The sequence below is a fragment of the Streptomyces sp. NBC_01465 genome, from assembly GCF_036227325.1.
Lineage (GTDB): Bacteria > Actinomycetota > Actinomycetes > Streptomycetales > Streptomycetaceae > Streptomyces.
In genome coordinates this window covers 8,464,501-8,482,992 of record NZ_CP109467.1, presented here as the reverse complement: position 1 = coordinate 8,482,992, position 18,492 = coordinate 8,464,501, and the positions used below count along the sequence as shown (strand labels likewise).

The following is an 18,492-nucleotide window of genomic DNA, read 5'->3' as shown; positions in this document are numbered from 1 at the left end:
GCCACCCGCAGACCTGGCGCCTCCCAACTCCCAGCCTCCCCAATGGTGTTCACCAAGCACGTGCACCACGCGCGAAGGGGTTGGGATGAGACACAGATCGACGACAGCAGGGGTGGTGGCCGCCACGGCCATCGCCCTGCTCGTGACGGGACTGCCCGCCGCGGACGCCTCCACCGGGGCCGCCGGCCCGGGAGGCGTGCGGCAGGCGGGGGCGCCGGAGGCGGTGCCCGGTGCACGCACCGTGACGCTGCTCAGCGGGGACCGGGTCACGTACACCGGGAGCGGGAAGTCGTTGCAGGTCAGCGACGTCCGGGCGGGCGAGGGGCGGGAGCAGATCGCATTCTCGCGCGCCCGGGTCAATGATCATGAGTATGTGATTCCGGTCGATGCCACCGAGGCGCTGGCCGGCGGACGGCTCGACCGGCAGCTCTTCGACGTGACGGCCCTTGCCGGCCAGGGCTACGACGACGCCGCCCGCACGAGCATCCCGCTCATCGCCACCGACGAGGCGGGGCCCGCTCTCAGGGGAGCCACCGAGCAGGGGCGGTTCGCCGGTCTCGGCCTCTCCGCACGCACCGTGCAGAAGGCCGATGCCGTACGCGCCTGGGACGCCTTCCTCCAGCAGGGGAACTCCCGTACGGCGAAGGCCTCCAAGCTCTGGCTGGACGGCAGGGTCAGCGCCACGCTCGACAAGAGCGTGCCGATGACGGGCGCGCCCACCGCCTGGAAGCAGGGCCTCGACGGGAAGGGTGTCAGGGTCGCGGTGCTCGACACCGGCGCCGACACCACGCACCCCGACCTGTCGGGCCGTGTCGTCGCGCAGAAGGACTTCACCTGGGACGAGGACCCCAAGGACTTCAACGGCCACGGCACCCACGTCGCCTCCACCATCGCCGGCGGCGGCGAGGCATCGGGCGGTCGCTACAAGGGAGTTGCCCCCGGCGCCGAACTCCTCAACGGCAAGGTTCTGGACGGCGGCGGCTCCGGATACATCAGCTGGATCCTCGAAGGCATGGAGTGGGCGGCCGCGCAGAAGGCGGACGTCGTGTCGATGTCGCTCGGCTCGGATCAGCCCAGTGACGGCAGCGATCCGCTCTCGCAGGCCGTGGAGACCCTGTCAGCGAACGGCGGCCCGCTCTTCGTGGTCGCCGCGGGCAATGCGGGCGCACCGGGCACCATAGGCTCCCCGTCGGCGGCCCCGAGCGCGCTCACCGTCGGCTCCATCACCAAGCAGCGCGCGATGTCCGGCTTCTCCTCCCAGGGCCCCGCGCTGACGGACGGCGGTGTGAAGCCCGAGATCACCGCCCCCGGCAGCGACATCACCGCCGCCCGCGCCGCAGGCACCCTGGAGTCCGAGGCCGTCAGCGAGCGGTACGCCACGCTCAGCGGTACGTCGATGGCGACCCCGCACGTCTCCGGGTCGGCCGCCATCCTCAAGCAGGCGCACCCCGACTGGGACGCCCAGCAGCTCAAGGCCGCGCTGGTCGGCAGCGCCGACCCGGTGCGCGACGCGAGCGTCTACGAGCAGGGCGCGGGCAGCGTCGACATCCCCGGCGCCCTTCAGGAGCGCGTGCAGGCTTCCCCGGCCGCGGTGTCGGCGAAGCTCGCCTGGCCGTACGCGAAGGAGGTCAGCCGCACACTCACGTACCGGAACACGGGCACGAAGGACGTCCGGCTGACGCTGGGCGTCGACGGCACCGCGCCCGTCTCCCTGAGTGCCACCCGGCTGACCGTCCCCGCGGGCGGCAGCGCGGAGGCCACGGTGCGGATCGACACGGGCAGGGCCCACCCGGGCACGTACGGCTCGTGGATCACCGCTCGCGGTACGGACGGCACGCAGGTGCGTACGCCGGTGGGCATCGAGGCGGAGGCCGACAGTGCGACCCTCACCCTGGCGCCGGGTGCGCTGCGGACCGGCGTCGACACCGCGTACACCCATGTCGTGATCCAGAACGAGCGCACCGGCGCCTCGCAGCTCGTCGGCTTCACGACGGGCACCGAGCAGGTGCGGCTCCCGAAGGGCACGTACCGGCTGCTCGCGGACGTCTGGGAGTACCACAACGCGGGCAAGGTGACGGTGGCCCGCTCGACCGTGTCGCTGGCGCGCCGCATCACCCTCGGCGGCGACCGCACGGAGACCTTCGAGACCGCCGACGCCCGGCCGGTGACGCTCGGCGTCGACGACCCGGCGATGCGCATCAGCGCGGGCGGCTCGGCGCAGGGCATCGTCTCCAAGGCCGACTCGGGCACCACCGGGCTGCTCACCCCGCTCTTCGACGGCCGGTTCACGGCGTACGCGGTCGGCAGCGGGCGCATTCCCGGGGTGACCTACTTCGCGGGGGCGACCTGGGAGCAGCCGGTGCTGCTCGCCTCGACGAGCGGCAGCGACTCCATCGACATCCCTGTCGCCCCGTACTGGTACGCCCGGATCGGCTGGGACGTGCACGGGCGGGTGGCGGACGTACGGGACGGGAGCGATCTGACCGGGCTCGACCTCAAGGACAAGGTGGTGCTGTTCGAGCCGGGCTATGGGGTGCCGAGTGCCGAGGTCGCCAAGCGCTACCAGGCGATCATCGCGCAGGGGCCGGCCGCGGTGATCGTCGGCGCCGGATGGGTGCAGGCGGGCGAGAACGATCCCGTGCTGACGACGCAGGAGCCCGGTCCGACCCTGCTTCGGCAGCGGCTGGCGCAGGGCCCGGTCGACCTGGACATCACCGGGATCCGCAACGGCGACCGTTCGTACTTCACCTTCCACACCTCCGAGAACGGGGTGCCGGCCGGCGCGAAGTGGACGGACCGGCGGGCGGATCTGGCGCCGGTGGAGCACACCTTGCGTACGACCGGGTTCCCCAACGATCCCAAGGCGCTGTTCGGTTGGGTGACCTACGAGGGCCTCATGCTGGTCCAGCAGTTCACGACCTTCCGGGCGCCGCACCACATGACGGCGTACTACACGCCCGGTGTGCCGTGGACGACGGCGACCTACGAGTACGGCCTGGACGGCGGTATCGCGCTGGGCGCCCAGTACTCGCAGCCGACGGTCTACCGGAAGGGGCGGACCGGCCACGACACCTGGATGACGGGGCCGTTCAATCCCTCCCTGTCGGCCACCGGCGCCGACGGCAGCGCCCCCGCCACCCGCGACGGCGACAAGGTACGACTGGCGCTGCCGATGTTCTCCGACGCCAAGGGGCATCGAAGTGACGCGGTCGCCGGGATCGAGGACGGCGAGACGGTGCTGCGGGACGCCTCCGGCACGGTGGTGGGCCGCAACGACTCCGGTGGCCGGGGTGTCTTCGACGTACCGGCTCGCAGCGGTGTCTACGCACTGACGTCGACCGCCGCCCGCCCCGACCTCTACGAGTGGGGTCTTGGCACCCGGATCTCCGACACCTGGCGCTTCCGCACCGGCCACACCTCGGGCGAGCGTGCACTGCCGCTGCTGGACACCCGGTACGACCTGTCGAAACTGGACGGGGACAACTCGGTGTCCGCAGAACTGCCGTTCACCTTCGGTGTCGACTTCAGCTACCAGCCGGGCGCGCACGGTGGCGACGTCGACCGGGCGAAGGTGGAGTACTCCACGGACGACGGCCGGACCTGGGCCGAGGCCGCAGTACGCGCACGGGGCGGCGCCTGGCAGGTGACCATGCCGGGGCTCCCCCAGGGCTGGGTCTCGCTGCGGGTCTCGGGCGAGGACCGCGGCGGGTCTGCCGTGACGGAGACGATCACGCGGGCCTACCGGGTGGGATGCCCGGAGGACTGGTGCAGTTACGCCCCTGAGTGGCCGCACTGGAACTAGGCGGCCGCCTTGCCCGGCCGCGTTCCGCCCGTCCTCGGGCGGAGCGCGGCCGGGTGATTCAGCTGAAGGTGCGGCGGTACGTGTGCGGGCTGACGCCGGTCGTGCGTTTGAAGCGGTCACGGAAGGCGGTGGGCGAGCCGAAACCGACCTGGGTGCCGATGCGTTCGACAGTGTGGTGCGTGGTCTCCAGGAGGTGCTGGGCCTGGCGGATGCGGGCGCGGTGCAGCCACTGGAGCGGGGTGGTGCCGGTCTGTTCGCGGAAGCGCCGGATCAGCGTCCGGGTGCTGGTTCCCGCGTGGGCGGCGATGTCGGCGAGCGTGAGGTCGGAACTCAGGTTGTCCTGCAGCCAGTTGAGGAGCGGCGCCAGGGTCGAGCCCTGGGGGCTGGGCGCGTAGTCGTGCACGATGAACTGCGCCTGCCCGCCTTCCCGTTCCAGGGGCATGACGGAGAGCCGGGCGGCGTCGGCGGAGCCGTAGTCGCTGCGGATCATGTGCAGACACAGGTCCAGGCCGGCGGCGGCGCCGGCGGAGGTGAGGATCTGCCCGTTGTCGACGTACAGGACATCCGGGTCGACTGTGACGTCCGGGTGGGTGGCGGCCAGCAGGTCGGCGGCGATCCAGTGCGTGGTGGCGCGCAGACCGTCGAGGAGCCCGGTGGCGGCCAGGGGGAAGGTGCCGGTGCAGATGGAGGCGATGCGCGTGCCGTGCGCGGCGGCTGCGCGCAGCGCATCGCGTACGGCGGGGGCGAGCGGCGCCGTGGGGGCGTCGGTGCCGGGCACGATGATCGTGTCCGCGTCCTTGAGCCCCTCCAGCCCCCAGGGTGCGCGCAGCGTGAAGGCACCGGCGTCGATGTCGATCTCGGGCTGCTCCGCGCACACGCGGACCTGGTAGCCGGAGCGGCCGTCCGGGAGACGGGTACGGGCGAAGACCTCGATCGGGGTGGAGAGATCGAAGGGGATCACCCGGTCCAGGGCGAGAACGGCAACAGCGTGCATGGCCAGAAGATACCTTCCCGCCCTGCGAAAACCCCCGGCCTGGAGCCCGTACTGCGCTTGTCGTCCCAGCTCAGAGCCACATTTTCCACAATGGCGTTATCTCGTTGGAAGGTGTCACTAATGCCACTGGGTCGTGAGCCAGGAGCCGATTAGCGTCGGGGGCGAGCCCGGCACACACCGGCCTTTCGCACACAAAGGAACCGCCCATGCACGCCCAGATTGTCCTGTTCGACGGCGCCGATCCGCTCGATGTCATCGCCCCCTACGAGGTGCTGTACGCCGGCGGCACCGCCTCAGGAGGTGCGGTGAGCGTGGAACTGGTCTCCGCCGAAGGACCGCGCGAAGTGGTCAGTGGCACCGGGGGCCTGGCGCTGCGCGCCACGGGAACGCTGGACCCGACGCGCGCGGGACTGGTCCTGGTGCCCGGCGCCTCGGGCCGCGTCGGGGACCCGGCGAGGTCCCCGACCACGACGCGGGCGACGGCGCGTGGCAACAGGACGAGTTCATCCCCGTACTGCTGGGCCGCACACTGACCACCGAGCTGCCCACGCTGCTGAAGTCCGCGATGGACAACCCCGAGGTGACGGTGGCCGCGGTCTGCGGCGGCTCGCTCGTACTGGCCATGGCCGGGCTCCTGGAGGGGCGGTACGCCACCACCCACCACCTGGGTCTGGACATGCTCGATGCCACCGGCGTCCACGCGGTGAGCGCCCGCGTCGTCGACGACGGCGACCTCGTCACCGGTGCCGGCGTCACGTCCGGGCTCGACCTCGGCCTCTACCTGCTGGAACGCGAAGTGGGACCGCAGATCGCCCGTGCCGTCGAGGAACTGTTCGCTCACGAACGCCGGGGCACGGTGTGGCGCAACCAGGGCCCGGCGCCCGCCGCCCTGTGAATCACCCACCGCTCCCCCGCTCGTACCGCACCGTGAGGAATCCGCAACTCCATGTCTGTTGAAGGCACTTGGGACCTGTCCATCTCCACCCCCATCGGCAAGATCAGGGCGGTCGTCGACCTCGCGCACCGGGACGGAGCCCTGACCGGCACTTCCAAGGCCGGACACCTTCCCGCGTCCAAGGTCACCGGCCGGCGCCGCACCGACCGAGTGGTCACCGGAGGCCGACCGTGACGAAACTCCTCCTCTCCCTGCACGTCCTGGCCGCTGTGCTGGCCATCGGTCCGGTGAGCGTCGCCGCGAGCATGTTCCCCAGAGAACTGCGTCATCTCGACGGCGACCGGAGCGGCCCCCCGGACTTCACGACGCTGCGCCTGCTGCACCGCATCTGCCGTGTGTACGCAGCCGTCGGCATCGCTGTCCCCCTCTTCGGGTTCGCCACGGCCAGAAGCCTCGGCGTCCTCGGGAGCGGGTGGCTCATCGCCTCGATCGCGCTGACCGCTGCTGCCGCCGGCGTCCTGATCCTGCTGATCCTTCCGGCCCAGGAGAGCGCGCTCGCCGACGCGGATACGCCCGGTCCGCGGCTCGGGCCCGGTTTCCGTACGCCCGGCCGTCTCGCCATACTGACCGGTGTCTTCAACCTGCTGTGGGCGACGGTCACCGTCCTGATGATCATCCGGCCCGGTTCCACCACCCTGACATAAGGGACCTATGGCCCTCGAAGCCGTTCGCCCGTCGATGTAAGCCTGGGGGGATGCGTAAGTTCGAGGGACATCAAAGGAAGCGGTGCCTGGCGGCAGGCGCCCTGGCCCTGGCGACCGCGGGTGTGGCCGCGTGCGGACACGGCGGTACGAAACCGCACGCCCACGCGCCCCGCCCGTCCGACACCACTGCCGCGGTGGACGCGACCATCGCGCACGCCTCGGAGCGACCGGGCAAGAGCCTCAACCTGACGTTCGACGACGGCCCGAGTCCTGAGTGGACGCCACAGATACTCGCCCTCCTGAAGCAGAACCGCATACAGGCGACCTTCTGCATGATCGGCCCGCAGGCCAAAGCCCATCCCGACCTGGTGAAGCAGGTCGTCGCCGAGGGCCACCGGCTGTGCGACCACACCGTGCACCACGACGAGAGCATGGACAAGAAGTCCGAGGGCTATCAGTCAGCGGAGATATCCGATGCGCAGAAGATGATCGAGGATGCATCCGGCGGCACCGCACCCCTCTACTTCCGCGCTCCGGGCGGCGCGTTCGACCCGTACAACCGGCACGTCGCAGCCGACCACGGCCTGCGCCCGCTGGGCTGGAATGCCGACAGCAAGGACTACACGAGGCCCGGCGTCGCGGCCATAGTGAAGACGGTCGAGGACGAGGTGAGCTCCTCGAGTCCCACCGTTCTCTTCCATGACGGTGGTGGCGACCGGTCCCAGACCCTCGCAGCCCTGGAACAGCTCCTGCCCTGGATGAAGCAGCAGGGTTACGGATTCGGCTTCCCGCAGCACTGAACCGTCAGCGCGCATCGTCGTGGGCGAGGCGGTCGAGCCACTCCCTGAGCAGATGCTGCTCCCCGTTGCTGAGGATCGTCTGCTCCGGCAGCGCGGCGCGCAGGGCGCGCGCGGCACCGGCCGGTCCGGCGTCCTGCACGGCGGGCTCCTCATGGGTGACAGCGGTGACCATCGACTCGCGAAGAGTGCTCAACAGGGCCGGATCGCGCCGGTCCTCCGGCAGGGACAGCCAGGTGAGCACGGCACCGCGCGCCGTGGCGTGGATGATCGCCGCCGCGAGTTCCTCGTCGACGCGCAGCCAGCCGCCGGCCGCGAGGCGCCGGAGGCGGCCCATCAGGACCTCCATGCCGGCCCGGTACGCGGCCGTCGTGGTGCTGCTGGGCTCGCTGTACATCAGCGTGTAGAGCGCGGGATGGGACAGACCGAACTCCACGGCCAGGTCCCAGCCGGCCCGGAGGTCCTCGATGGGGTCCTTCGGGTCGGGGTCGACCTTCTTGGCCGCGAGGAACGTGACGAAGCCGTACTCGGCCACCGCTTCGAGCAGCCCGTCCTTGTCGCCGAACAACCGGTAGATGGCCGGCGGCTGCAGACCGGCGGCAACCGCGACCGCGCGGGTCGTGACCGCGTCGCGGCCCTCGCGCGCCAACAGGTCGGCCGCGGCTTCGATGACCCGCTGCCGGGGCTCTTCGGCGGCGGCGTCTCCGGAACGTGAACTCGATGGCATGTATCAACGATACAGCCCAAACGATTCCGTCGTTAATATCGGTGATACTATATATGCGATTCCATTGATAACAACGCATCGGAGATGCACCATGATCATCGTGACCGGAGCCACCGGACAGCTCGGACGCCAGATCGTCGACCAGCTGCTGACCCGCGTCTCCGCAGACCGGATAGGCGTCAGCGTCCGCGACCCGAAGAAGGCGCAGACACTCGCCGACCAGGGCGTACGGGTACGGCAGGGCAGCTTCACCGACCCCGCCGGCCTGGCGTACGCCTTCGAGGGCGCCTCCCAGGTGCTCGTCATCTCCGCCGACAAAATGGGCGACGAGGTCGTACGACTGCACCGCACCGCGATCGACGCCGCCGTCGCGGCGGGCGCCCGCCGCATCCTCTACACCAGCCAGATGGGCGCCGACGCCACCTCGCACTTCCAGGCCTGCCGCGACCACGCCGCCACCGAGGCGGCGCTGGATGCCAGCGGCGTGCCGTACACCTCGCTGCGCAATGGTTTCTACGCCAGCAGCGCGCTGCAGTTCCTCGGCCGTGCCGCGGAATCGGGGGAGGTCGCCCTCCCCGCGGACGGGCCGGTCGCCTGGACCGCCCACGCCGACCTCGCCGAGGCGACGGCCGCGATCCTGGCCGACGAAGGCCGCCTCGACGGCCCCACTCCCCCGCTCACCGCATCGCAGGCGCTCACCTTCGACGACATCGCCGACATCACCACCGCCCTCACCGGCCGAGCGGTCAAGCGGATCACCGCGTCCGACGAAGAGTTCCGACAGCAGCTGACGGGCCACAGCGTCCCCGCCGAGTCGGCAGACCAGCTGCTCGGCATCTTCGCCGCAGCACGCGGCGGGGAATTCGCCACCGTCGACCCGACACTGGCCACCCTGCTCGGGCGTGAGCCCGTCTCGCTGCAGAGCGTCCTGAGCGAGCACTTGTCCGCCGCCGACGGGCACTGAGTCCGGCCCGCCTCGCGGCAGCCAGCGTGGCGCGGCGGAGCCAACGCCCCTGACGGAGAAGATGAGGAGGTGAACGGCGTTGATGTGATGAGTGGTACGCGCATGCCCACCGCGGTCGCGGCGAGTATTCGGTGAATCCCGTACGGACGTTGGACCCGAAGCTGTTCGACGAGACGATCACAGCGGTCGCGCTCTTCGCCGGGCCGGATCACACGCTGATCTACGTCAATGCCGCGTACGCCCGCATGCTCGGGCCCCGGCCCGTAGGCCTTCCGGCGCGCGAGGCGTTCGCCGAAGCGGCAGCCGCGGAGTTCCTGACCGTACTGGACGAAGTACGGGCCACCGGCCGGGCCTGCCAGCTCACCGACACCCGCGAGCCCGACCCGGGCGCCCCCGAACAGGCCCTCTACTTCGTCTACTCCTGCACCCCCGTCGACATCCCCGAGGGAACCGGTGTCCTCGTCGTCACCATGGACACCACCACGGAGACCCGCGCGCTCCAGCGCTACGAGGCGCTGGTGTCCGCCGTCTCCCAGATGGTGTGGGTGATGCACACGGACGGCTCCGCCGAGGAAGTCGTCCCGGGCTGGGAGCAGTTGACCGGAGCAGCCTGGCACGGGAGGGCGGACGAGGACTGGTACGCGTACATCCACCCGCGCGACCGGGAGGGTCTGCGCGCCCTGTGGCACTCGGCTGCGCTGCCGGACCCTTCGAACGTCGTCCAGGGCGAGTTCCGGATCCTCGCCGCCGACGGGGCGTACCGGCACATGGACATGCGGTGCGTGCCCATCCTGCGCAACGGCCGGGTCGACGAATGGATCGTCGCCACCGCCGACGTCGAGGACACCTGGGGTGTGCATCTGCGGGAACGCCTGCTCGCACAGGTGGCGGAGGCCTCGGGCGGGAGCCTGGACGAGGCGTTCGCCGCAGTGGTGAACGTGGTCGTCCCCGAACTCACCGACGCATGCCTGATCCTGCTGCTCTCCCACGAGGAATGGCCCCTGCCCGAGAACGCCGAGGTCACGGCCAGGCGCGTCGCATCCGCGACCCGTCCGGGCCTTCCCGCCCCGCCCGCCCTGCTGAACCAGCAGGTCAACGTCACCGACACCGTGCGCGCCGTACTGGAACGCCGCACTCCGCAGACGTTCTCCCTACCGGCGGGCGGCCCGGTGCCCCCGGGTCTGGTCCCGGCGGTCACCGAACGGTGGCTCATCGCCGCGGGCGCCACGAGCCTGACGCTCATTCCGCTCGTCGTCGACGACATCGTCCTCGGCTACGCCGCCACCAGCACCAACGGAGACACCCCCGAACCTGCGGCGACCGACATCGCGCTCCTGCGCGAAATCCTGCATCGCGCCCAGCGGCCGATCCGCAAGGCGCTCGACCTCCAGCAGGCCCGCCGTACGGCACTCGGCCTTCAACGCGCCCACCTCACACAACCGCCCGAGGTACCCGGCGCGAGCATCGCCGCCGGGTACGAACCCGCCCGTTCGGCCAATGAGATCGGCGGCGACTGGTACGACGCCCTCGTCCATCCCGACGGAACCCTGGTCCTGGGGATCGGCGACGTCGCCGGCCACGACCTCCGGGCCGCCACCGCCATGGGGCAAATGCGCAGCATGCTCCGCGGGTTCGCCTGGAGCATGGGGCCCGACTGCCCGCCATCGACGGTCCTTTCGACGCTGGACGACGTCGCCGAGGGACTCGACGTCACGCCGTTCACCACGGCCATCCACGCGCAGCTGCGTCGACAGCCGGACGGCCGCTGGCATCTGACCTGGTCCAACGCCGGACACCCGCCGCCCCTGCTTCTCCCCGCGCAGGGCGCCCCGGCCTTTCTGACCGGTTCGGGGGAAGACCCGCCGCTCTGCGTTGTCCCGGACGTCGTACGCACGAGCCACACCCGCGTTCTGGAACCGGGCGACACCGTCCTGCTCTACACCGACGGCCTCATCGAGACCGCCACGGCTCCCCTGGACGACGGTCAGCGGCGCCTGCTCCGGGCGGCCGCCCGCCACCGGTCCGAAGAACTGCCCGAGTTGCTCCGCAGCCTTCAGTGCCTCTCCGACCGCCGGGACGATTCCGCCATGATCGCCCTCCGTACAGGGGAAACCTCTGTAGCGGGCGCCACGGCCTCCCTGCCAGCGTGAGTGGTGCCGGCTCCACCGTGGTCCGGCCCGGAAGCGGAGGCCGCCACGTGTCGAGCAACACCCGTGACTTCGTCGGTCAGCAGCTCATTCGACCCGCGGAGCTGGAAGACGCCGAGCCGTTGAGCGCACTGATCAACCAGCGCCTGCTGCCCGGCCAGCCGGCACTGGGACCAGGCGCCTTGAGGAGCCTCCTCGCGGGATGCCCGCCGCGCCATCTGGCCGGCCTCAACGTCGCGGTGGCGACAGCGGGCAGAGGGCTGACCGCCGCGGTCGTCTACGCGCTTCCCGCGGCAACGGGCGGAAGGCCCGCCATCCTCGCACTGCAGGCGCAAGGGTCGCCCGATCCGTTGCCGGAACTGTTGCGGTGGACGCGTGACCGGTTCCCCGCCAACTGCCCGGTGGAGGCGTTTCCAGCAGGGCGTGGATGGCAGGTTCCGGGGGGCGTGCCGGTCAACAGTGAGCAAGGCACCGTGCGCGCACTGCTGAGAGCGGGGTTTCGCGTGGCCGGTCGTACGCCCTACTGGTACCGCCGTCTTGAACACACCGTCGTCTCGTCCCTTCGCGTCGGGCGGGTGACGTGGTGTGCCGACATGCCGGGCTGGTCGGTCTCGTACCGGACCCGCGAGGACCGGTACGTGGGCGAAGCGGTGATCTCCGCCTCCGAAGAAGACCGCGGCACCATCCTGCGCTGGCATCTCCACGGACTGCAGCACAGCGTCGGAGACTTCAGGCTCCTGGGGACCGGGATCCTCAACACCCTGCACCGTATGGGCGCGCGCCACGTCGTATGCCTCTCGCCGTCGACCGGCGAGGGCGTCTGGCGGCTCGACGAATGGGGCTTCGGCTCCCATGACACGATGCTCCACCTGATCTCGACCCCGGGTCACCGGTGAGGTCGGGCCCGGCGCCGTCGGCGCCGGGCCCCGCCTCGGTCACCTGGTGCTCAGTCGACGTCTGCCCGGCTGGTGCCCATCGTGAGGCCCGCGACCCAGTTGATGGATGCGGTACTGGTGTCGGTGCCCCAGTACGTGCCCCAGCGAGGCTTGTTGCCGAGGTCGTCCCAGGTCCGCGCCTGGGTGCGTGACGCGAACTCGGAGCCGTCCTTGTACACCGAGAGGGTTCCCTGACCGGAGGCGTCCGTCGTGATGCCCAGTTGGATCGAGTGCCAGGCGCCCGCCGTCCACGGGGTGGTACCGATGGAGATCCACTGCTCGCCGGGGGCCACGTACCAGGCCTTGAGCTGGTCGTCCTCGACCTTCATCAGGACGGGGTAGTTCTGGCTGTTCTGGTCGTTCGTACCGTTCGACTTCCACTGGAAGACCGTCTGGGCGTCGCCCGTCTTGGTCATCGAGTCCCAGCCGAACCAGTAGGTGGCGGAGTCCTTGAACGCGTACTCGCCGGAGCCGGTGCGGACGCTGTGCGCCTCACAACGTGCCACTCCCACGGGCTTGTTGAACTTGAAGAAGTCGCCGTGTCCGTCGTTCCAGTTCCCGACGGTGACACTTCCCGGGGAATCACAGAGCGCCGTGACGAAGACGCCGGTCCCCTGGGACGCGTCGGCGTCCCAGATGACGGATGCCTGGGCCGGCGCGGCGGCCCAGGCCACGGCTGCGGCGGCGACCGCGGTCACGCAGATTGACGCACGCAAGGGGGAACGCGACATACGCACCTCTCTCGAAGGTGGGGCTTGAGCGAGTACGCATGTTGTAGCAGGGGGCGTTCAATGCGATCAATCATTACGACTGGATTGATCGTCTTGACCCAAGACGATCGAAAGCGTCATGCGCGAGTGCGCAAACCGTCGATCACCAGATCAAGGATTCGTGCGGCGCGTTCCTCGCTGCCGGGGCCCGGCGGAATGCGCCACAACACGCTGAGCTGCAGAAGCACGTCCTCCGGGTCGATCGCCGGCTTGAGGCTCCCCTCGGCCGCACCGGCGTCGAGGAGTGCGCCGATCGCACCGAGAAAGGGCTCGTAGTTCTTGTCGTCGAGGCCGCCGTTCGTGGCCGCATGGATGACTTCGGCCGCGCCGTACTTGAACAGCCCGTAGCGGGCGACCTCGTCGAACCAGCGGCGCAGGGCTTCGAGCGGAGGCAGCGAGGAAGCCAGAGCGTGCGCGAGGTCGATGACCTTCTGGATCTCCTGGTGGTAGAGCGCGACGACGAGCGCCTCCCTGGCGGGGAAGTGCCGGTACAGCGTGCCCACCCCGACTCCGGCCCGCTTGGCGATCGAGGTCATGGAGGCGCTGGACGACTCGGCGAACGCCTCGCTCGCCGCGGCCAGGATTCGCGCCTGGTTGGTACGGGCGTCGGCGCGGGTCGCTCGTTGCGGCGGCTGGTTCACGGGTGGATCCGTTCGGCGTGAATTGCAAAGCGGAAGGGCTTCCGTTACGTTCGAAGGATAAGCGGAAGGGCTTCCGTTTAATCTTCGCACATCTGGAGGATAGCCATGCCGGAAACGGTTCTGGTCACCGGCGGCAGCGGATACATCGCAGGCTGGTGCATCGTCGAGCTGCTGCGAAGCGGCTACGACGTGCGTACCACCGTGCGCGGCCGCGACAAGGAACAGGCCGTCACCGACGCCGTGTCGACCGCCGTCGCCCCCGCCGGACGGCTGAGTTTCGCCGTCGCGGACCTCACCGCGGACGAGGGGTGGGACGCTGCCGTCAAGGGTGTCGACCACGTCCTGCACGTCGCCTCCCCGCTCGGCCTCTCGGCATCGGGCGACCCGGAGGCGATGGCCGCCGCGGCGCGCGACGGCTCCCTTCGGGTGCTGCGCGCCGCGACCACCGCAGGCGTCAAGCGCGTGGTGATGACCTCGGCGGCCAATACCGCCAGCCCTTCCTCCTACGCCACGGAAGGCGTCACCGACGAAACCCTGTGGACCGATCCCCAGGACCCCACCCTGAGCCCCTACCGCCGCTCCAAGACGCTCGCCGAGCGGGCCGCCTGGGACTTCATGGCCGGCCATCGGGGCACCACCGAACTGACCACGGTGCTCCCCGGCGCCGTGTTCGGCCCCGTCCTCACGACGGGCAACATCGGCTCCGTCGGCATCGTGGGGCGGATGATCTCGGGCGAGATGCGCGGCGTGCCGCGTATCGGGCTGGAGATCGTGGACGTACGCGACCTGGCCGATGTCCACATCCGGGCGATGACCTCCCCCGATGCCGCAGGTCAACGCTTCCTCGCCACGGGAGAGTTCACCTGGATGTCGCAGATGGCGCAGATCCTTCGGGAAGGTCTCGGGGACGAGGGCCGGCGCGTCTCCACCCGGCGGGTGCCGGACCTCGTGGTGAAGCTGCTGGCGCGATTCCGTGACCCCTCGTTGCGCGAGATCACCCCCGCGCTGGGCCGGCGCAACCGCCACAGCACGGACAAGGCCCGCCGGGTTCTGGGCTGGCAGTCCCGCCCGGCCCGGGAGACCGTCCTGGACTGTGCGCGGAGCCTCCTGGCCCACGGCGCTCTCTAGGCCGGCGCCACTCGGCCGATCGCCTTCCGCACGAGGTCCCCGATCCGTGCCTCGGTGGCGGCGTTCAGCTCCGTCAGGGCATAGACGGTGGGCCACATGTCGCCGTCGTCGAGGGCCGCCTGGTCGCTGAAGCCGAGCGTGGCGTACCGGGTCTTGAACTTCTGTGCGCTCTGGAAGAAGCAGACGACCTTGCCGTCCCTGGCGTACGCGGGCATCCCGTACCAGAGCTTCGGAGCGAGGTCCGGGGCGGCCGACCGGACGATCCTGTGGATTCCCTCGGCCAGAACACGGTCCGCGTCGCCCATCTCGGCGATCTTCGCGAGGACGTCCTTCTCCGCGTCCGCCTTGGCCGTCTGCGGCTTGCGGCGTGCGGTCGTCTTCAGCTCCTGGGCGTGATCCTTCATCGCCTGGCGCTCTTCGGCCGTGAAGCCGTCGAACTTGTTGCCGGCCGTGGTGGTGCTCCGTGCGGGCTGCTGAGTGTTCGTCATGACAGTTTCTCCTTGCGGAAGTTGGAAGGTCGTACGGGTGGACGGACGGGGCGGTCAGCCGAGCCAGTGGCCCTCGCGCAGGAGCTCGCGTCCCGACAGCTCGTCGGCCTCGCGCCAGGCCTGGATGCGGCGCGGGGAGATGCGGAACCACCGGTAGGAGGTGGTCAGTGTGCGCGGGTCGAAGCCGGTGCGCGCGGCGAACCGGTCGCCCTGTTCCTGCGGAAGGCCGTCGATCTCGATGACGTCGACATCGCCCTCGATCATGGACACGTCGCGGGTCTCACCGAGCGCCACCCGGACGGTCCGGGAGGCTGCCAGGTTCTTGCCGGTCGGGCTGTTCGTGGGGGTGGCCACCAGCAGCGCCTCGTCGTCCCAGTCGAAGGACAGCGGCACGAGATAGGGCGTCCCGTCCTCCGAAGCCGTGGCCACCCAGACGTCAACGTCGTGGCTGAGCCGGTGCTCGGTGTCGCGACGACGCTGGGCGAGGGGGCGGGGGGCGGCGTTCGTCATGCTGACTCCTGCGGTCTGGGGCGGCGACCGGTGCGCTGTGCTCTGCCGGTCCCGCTCGGTGTGCTCACAGCCTCTCTCGGCACCGGTGGGGTACGCCTCCGTGGTGACCACGGAGAGCTCCACGGATAATGGCTCGGTGCCCACTCCAGTGATCTCAGCCCGGGAGACCGACGTGCTCACCCTCCTCGGGGAGCACCTCAGCAACGCGGAGATCTCCGCTCGGCTGTTCATCTCCGTACGCACGGTCGAGTCCCATGTCTCCGCGCTGTTGCGGAAGTTGGAGGTGCCGGACCGGCGTGCGCTCTCGCGGTACGCGGCCGAACTCGCCCGGGCCGAGCAGTCCCGCCCCGCACCCGCCCTGCCGGCACCGCTGACGGCCTTCATCGGCCGGATGCAGGAGCGCGCGGAGCTGGCCGAGGCGGTGAAGGTCCACCGGCAGGTGACCGCGGTCGGTCCGGGCGGTGTGGGCAAGACCCGGCTCGCGCTGGCGGTGGCGGCCGAGGTGGCGGGCAATTTCGCCGACGGCGTGTGGTTCGTCGACCTGGCCCCCGTGACCGATCCGGGGCGGGTGGGGGCGGCGGTCGCGGCCGCCGTGGGGGTGGGCGAGCCGCCCGGGCGCAGTGTCGACGAGGCGGTGCTGACCGCGCTGGCGGACCGGCGGGCGCTGCTGGTGCTGGACAACTGCGAGCAGGTACGTGACGGGGTGGCGCCTTTTCTGGAACGGCTGTTGGTGTCCTGCCCGCAGCTGCGGGTGCTCGCGACGAGCCGCGCCCGGATGATGGTGCCCTTCGAGTGGGTCTACCCGGTTCCTGCGCTGTCCTGGGCCGACGGTGGCGAGTCGGAGGCCGTCACCCTGTTCATGGAGCGGGCGGCGGCGGTCGGCCGGCCACCGGAACCTGCGGCTCGTGAACAGATCGCCGCCGTCTGCGCACGGCTCGACGGCATGGCCCTCGCCATCGAACTGGCGGCGGCGCGCTGGCCCACGCTCGGCCTGGACGGTCTGACGGCCGGCCTCTCCGACCCGTTGCGGATCCTCGCCGGCGGTCCCCGCGCGGACGACCGCCACCGGTCGGTGCGGGCGGCGCTGGACTGGAGTCATGACCTGCTGGAGCCGCAGGACCGGGCACTGCTGCGGCGGATATCGGTGTTCGTCATGCCGTTCACCGCCGAGGCGGCCGCTGTTGTGGCGGGGGACGCCCCGCTGGATCCCACCGTGGTCACCGACGGGCTGGGCAGGCTTGCCGAGCAGAGTCTGCTCGCCGCGACGCCGTCCGCGTCCGGCACGCGGTACCGGGCGCTGGAGACGATCCGCCAGTACGGAACGGAACAACTCGCCGCGACGGGGGAGCTCACGGATGTCCGCTCTCGACACCTGGTGTGGTGCCTCGAGGGTGCGGCCACTCTCTCGGGGGTCGCCGACACGGACTGGCGCGCGCGGTTCGACGCGGTGGCCGAGGAGCTCCGGTCCGCCCTCGCGTGGGCCGCCGACCGGCCGGAGCGGCGCGCGGAGGCGTGCCGACTCGCGCTGTCCATGGCCGGGTTGGCCTTCAGCCGCAATCTGCTGGGCGAGTCCCAGCAGCGGTTCGAGCAGGCGGCCGCGCTCGCCGGCGACGCGGCTGCCGCGGCGCTGCGGGAGGCCGCCGGGGTGGCCGGGTGTCGCAGGCTCGGCGACGACATGTTCCGTCTGCACCGGGCCGCCGCCGATGCCGCGCTCGGGGCCGGTGACACCGCGGGTGCCGGTCGCGATCTGGCGGCTGCCGCCACTGTCGCGTACCGTTTCTCCAGTGAGTTCGCTGTGGTCCCCACCGCCGGTGAGGTGACCGCCGTACTCGCGACTGCCCGCGAGCTGTCCCGCGACGGTGACCCGGCCGCCGAGGCGGCTGTCGCGCTGGCCGAAGCCGCGGTGCTGCACGACGCGTTCGGTGCGGTGCAGGGGGATGCGCACAACTCCGTTCAGGAGACCGTCGGTTGCTCGGAGCGGGCCGTCGAGCTGGCCCGGCTGGTGGGCGATCCGATCGCCGAGTCCGCCGCCCTCGACGCACTCTCCGGCGCTCGTACCTGGGCCGGCGAGTCCTTCGGCGCGGCCGCTGCCGCCCGGCGGCGGATCGAGATCCTGGCTCCGGTCCCGCCGGGCCCGGCAAGCACCCACGAGCGGATGGATGCGCTCGCCATGGCCGCCGGAACAGCCCTGGGCACGGGCGAGTTGGCGCAGGCCCGCCGGTGGGGAAGGGAGCTCGCCGACCATCCGCTGTTCGCCGAGGTGGGCCACCACGCGACGTCCTGGCTCCTGATCGCGGACGCCTTCGCGGGCCGCGGCGACGACGTACGCACCGGCAGCGTGCGTTTCCTCGACGCTTGGCAACGGAGCGGCCGTCAGCGCTCGTTCTCCCTCGGACCGGCAGCGGCATCGGTTGCGATGATCCACGGTCTGCGCGGTGACCACGGCGCCCGGGCGGAGTGGCTCGCGGTGGTCGGGCGCGCGGGCACCGAGGCGGAGCACCGTCATGGTTACGGTGCGGTCTTCGACGCCATGGTCCTGCTCCACCACGGCGATCCGGACGCGGCCCTGGAGCGGGTCGCGCCGGCGCCGGACGAGGTGTGGAAGTGGGTCTCCTGGATCTGGCTGCACTGGTACGTGGCGGTCCGGGCGGAGGCTTCGGTACTCGCCGGGCACCCGGAGGCCCGGGAGCGGGTCGGTGCGGGACGGATTCTGGTGGCGGGCAACCCGGTCGCCACCGCCCAGTTGAACCGGGCGCAGGCGCTGCTCGACGGCGACCCGTCGGGGCAGCTCGCCGCCGGTGCGGCTTTCGACGCGGCTGGCTGCCCGTACCAGTCGGCGCGAACGCTTCTTCTCGCGGGGAACGCCCATGCCGCCGCGGGCAGGACGACGCTTGCCGAGCTGGGTCTCGTACCCGGCCTTCAATGAGCGTCCAAGGTTCCACCGGACCGGCCGAGCCCGGCGAGCACAAGTAGCCCGAACCGCGTGCGGG

15 protein-coding genes and 1 pseudogene are annotated in these 18,492 nt (G+C 70.9%); 10 read left to right on the top strand and 6 right to left on the bottom strand.

What is annotated here, in order from left to right; translation table 11 throughout:
* The first annotated feature begins 85 nt into the window (after window positions 1–85).
* Window positions 86–3,802 (top strand): S8 family peptidase, encoded by a 3,717-nt coding sequence (locus OG707_RS39300; RefSeq protein WP_329126734.1) that lies wholly within the window; start codon window positions 86–88, stop codon window positions 3,800–3,802.
* A 58-nt stretch (window positions 3,803–3,860) separates the two neighbouring features.
* Here OG707_RS39300 and OG707_RS39295 read toward each other — a convergent pair whose 3' ends face one another.
* Window positions 3,861–4,796 carry a GlxA family transcriptional regulator gene (locus OG707_RS39295; protein WP_329126733.1) on the bottom strand — a complete coding sequence of 312 codons (936 nt, stop codon included), beginning with the start codon at window positions 4,794–4,796 and terminating at the stop codon, window positions 3,861–3,863.
* A gap of 206 nt (window positions 4,797–5,002) precedes the next feature.
* Here OG707_RS39295 and OG707_RS39290 point away from each other — a divergent pair.
* The 4 genes and pseudogenes from OG707_RS39290 (at window position 5,003) to OG707_RS39275 (ending at window position 7,195) form a co-directional block, all read left to right on the top strand.
* Window positions 5,003–5,691, top strand: a pseudogene (locus OG707_RS39290) (DJ-1/PfpI family protein).
* A gap of 51 nt (window positions 5,692–5,742) precedes the next feature.
* Window positions 5,743–5,925 (top strand): hypothetical protein, encoded by a 183-nt coding sequence (locus OG707_RS39285; RefSeq protein ID WP_329126731.1) that lies wholly within the window; start codon window positions 5,743–5,745, stop codon window positions 5,923–5,925.
* Window positions 5,922–6,395, top strand: a complete 474-nt coding sequence (locus OG707_RS39280) for a hypothetical protein (protein ID WP_329126729.1) — start codon at window positions 5,922–5,924, stop codon at window positions 6,393–6,395. The genes OG707_RS39285 and OG707_RS39280 overlap by 4 nt, the downstream gene beginning before the upstream one ends.
* A 50-nt stretch (window positions 6,396–6,445) precedes the next feature.
* Entirely contained in the window at window positions 6,446–7,195 is a 750-nt protein-coding gene (locus tag OG707_RS39275; protein WP_329126728.1) for a polysaccharide deacetylase family protein, read from the top strand.
* A gap of 4 nt (window positions 7,196–7,199) precedes the next feature.
* Here OG707_RS39275 and OG707_RS39270 read toward each other — a convergent pair whose 3' ends face one another.
* Entirely contained in the window at window positions 7,200–7,919 is a 720-nt protein-coding gene (locus OG707_RS39270) for a TetR/AcrR family transcriptional regulator (protein WP_329126727.1), read from the bottom strand.
* 91 nt (window positions 7,920–8,010) lie between these two features.
* Between OG707_RS39270 and OG707_RS39265 the strand changes: the two genes are divergently transcribed.
* The 3 genes from OG707_RS39265 to OG707_RS39255 all read left to right on the top strand — a co-directional run bounded on the left by OG707_RS39265 (window position 8,011) and on the right by OG707_RS39255 (window position 11,926).
* Complete coding sequence (locus OG707_RS39265; protein WP_329126726.1) at window positions 8,011–8,883, top strand: SDR family oxidoreductase; 873 nt, start codon at window positions 8,011–8,013, stop codon at window positions 8,881–8,883.
* A gap of 149 nt (window positions 8,884–9,032) precedes the next feature.
* On the top strand, window positions 9,033–11,033 hold the full coding sequence (locus OG707_RS39260; RefSeq protein WP_329126724.1) for a SpoIIE family protein phosphatase: 2,001 nt from the start codon (window positions 9,033–9,035) through the stop codon (window positions 11,031–11,033).
* A gap of 47 nt (window positions 11,034–11,080) precedes the next feature.
* Window positions 11,081–11,926, top strand: coding sequence for a hypothetical protein (locus tag OG707_RS39255; RefSeq protein ID WP_329126722.1), 846 nt, complete (start codon window positions 11,081–11,083; stop codon window positions 11,924–11,926).
* Window positions 11,927–11,976: 50 nt separating this feature from the next.
* Here OG707_RS39255 and OG707_RS39250 read toward each other — a convergent pair whose 3' ends face one another.
* Both OG707_RS39250 and OG707_RS39245 read right to left on the bottom strand, forming a co-directional pair.
* Window positions 11,977–12,681 (bottom strand): hypothetical protein, encoded by a 705-nt coding sequence (locus OG707_RS39250; RefSeq protein ID WP_329126721.1) that lies wholly within the window; start codon window positions 12,679–12,681, stop codon window positions 11,977–11,979.
* Window positions 12,682–12,812: 131 nt separating this feature from the next.
* A complete protein-coding gene (locus OG707_RS39245) occupies window positions 12,813–13,376 on the bottom strand; it encodes a TetR/AcrR family transcriptional regulator (RefSeq protein WP_329126720.1) in 564 nt (187 codons plus the stop codon).
* A gap of 105 nt (window positions 13,377–13,481) precedes the next feature.
* Between OG707_RS39245 and OG707_RS39240 the strand changes: the two genes are divergently transcribed.
* Window positions 13,482–14,504 (top strand): NAD-dependent epimerase/dehydratase family protein, encoded by a 1,023-nt coding sequence (locus tag OG707_RS39240; RefSeq protein ID WP_329126719.1) that lies wholly within the window; start codon window positions 13,482–13,484, stop codon window positions 14,502–14,504.
* On the opposite strand, the gene OG707_RS39235 is transcribed toward OG707_RS39240, so the two are convergent.
* Together OG707_RS39235 and OG707_RS39230 are read right to left on the bottom strand one after the other, a co-directional pair.
* Window positions 14,501–14,992 (bottom strand): iron chaperone, encoded by a 492-nt coding sequence (locus tag OG707_RS39235; protein WP_329126717.1) that lies wholly within the window; start codon window positions 14,990–14,992, stop codon window positions 14,501–14,503. The genes OG707_RS39240 and OG707_RS39235 overlap by 4 nt on opposite strands.
* Before the next feature lie 54 nt (window positions 14,993–15,046).
* Window positions 15,047–15,502 carry a pyridoxamine 5'-phosphate oxidase family protein gene (locus OG707_RS39230; protein ID WP_329126715.1) on the bottom strand — a complete coding sequence of 152 codons (456 nt, stop codon included), beginning with the start codon at window positions 15,500–15,502 and terminating at the stop codon, window positions 15,047–15,049.
* Between the two features lie 136 nt (window positions 15,503–15,638).
* On the opposite strand from OG707_RS39230, the gene OG707_RS39225 reads away from it, so the two are divergent.
* On the top strand, window positions 15,639–18,428 hold the full coding sequence (locus tag OG707_RS39225; protein WP_329126714.1) for an ATP-binding protein: 2,790 nt from the start codon (window positions 15,639–15,641) through the stop codon (window positions 18,426–18,428).
* Window positions 18,429–18,492 lie beyond the last annotated feature (64 nt).

Excerpts from the sequence above, each read along its gene's own strand:
- OG707_RS39300 (WP_329126734.1), top strand. The coding sequence starts at position 86 with ATGAGACACAGATCGACGACAGCAGGGGTGGTGGCCGCCACGGCCATC.
- OG707_RS39295 (WP_329126733.1), bottom strand. The coding sequence starts at position 4,796 with ATGCACGCTGTTGCCGTTCTCGCCCTGGACCGGGTGATCCCCTTCGAT.
- OG707_RS39285 (WP_329126731.1), top strand. The coding sequence starts at position 5,743 with ATGTCTGTTGAAGGCACTTGGGACCTGTCCATCTCCACCCCCATCGGC.
- OG707_RS39275 (WP_329126728.1), top strand. The coding sequence starts at position 6,446 with ATGCGTAAGTTCGAGGGACATCAAAGGAAGCGGTGCCTGGCGGCAGGC.
- OG707_RS39270 (WP_329126727.1), bottom strand. The coding sequence starts at position 7,919 with ATGCCATCGAGTTCACGTTCCGGAGACGCCGCCGCCGAAGAGCCCCGG.
- OG707_RS39265 (WP_329126726.1), top strand. The coding sequence starts at position 8,011 with ATGATCATCGTGACCGGAGCCACCGGACAGCTCGGACGCCAGATCGTC.
- OG707_RS39240 (WP_329126719.1), top strand. The coding sequence starts at position 13,482 with ATGCCGGAAACGGTTCTGGTCACCGGCGGCAGCGGATACATCGCAGGC.
- OG707_RS39235 (WP_329126717.1), bottom strand. The coding sequence starts at position 14,992 with ATGACGAACACTCAGCAGCCCGCACGGAGCACCACCACGGCCGGCAAC.
- OG707_RS39230 (WP_329126715.1), bottom strand. The coding sequence starts at position 15,502 with ATGACGAACGCCGCCCCCCGCCCCCTCGCCCAGCGTCGTCGCGACACC.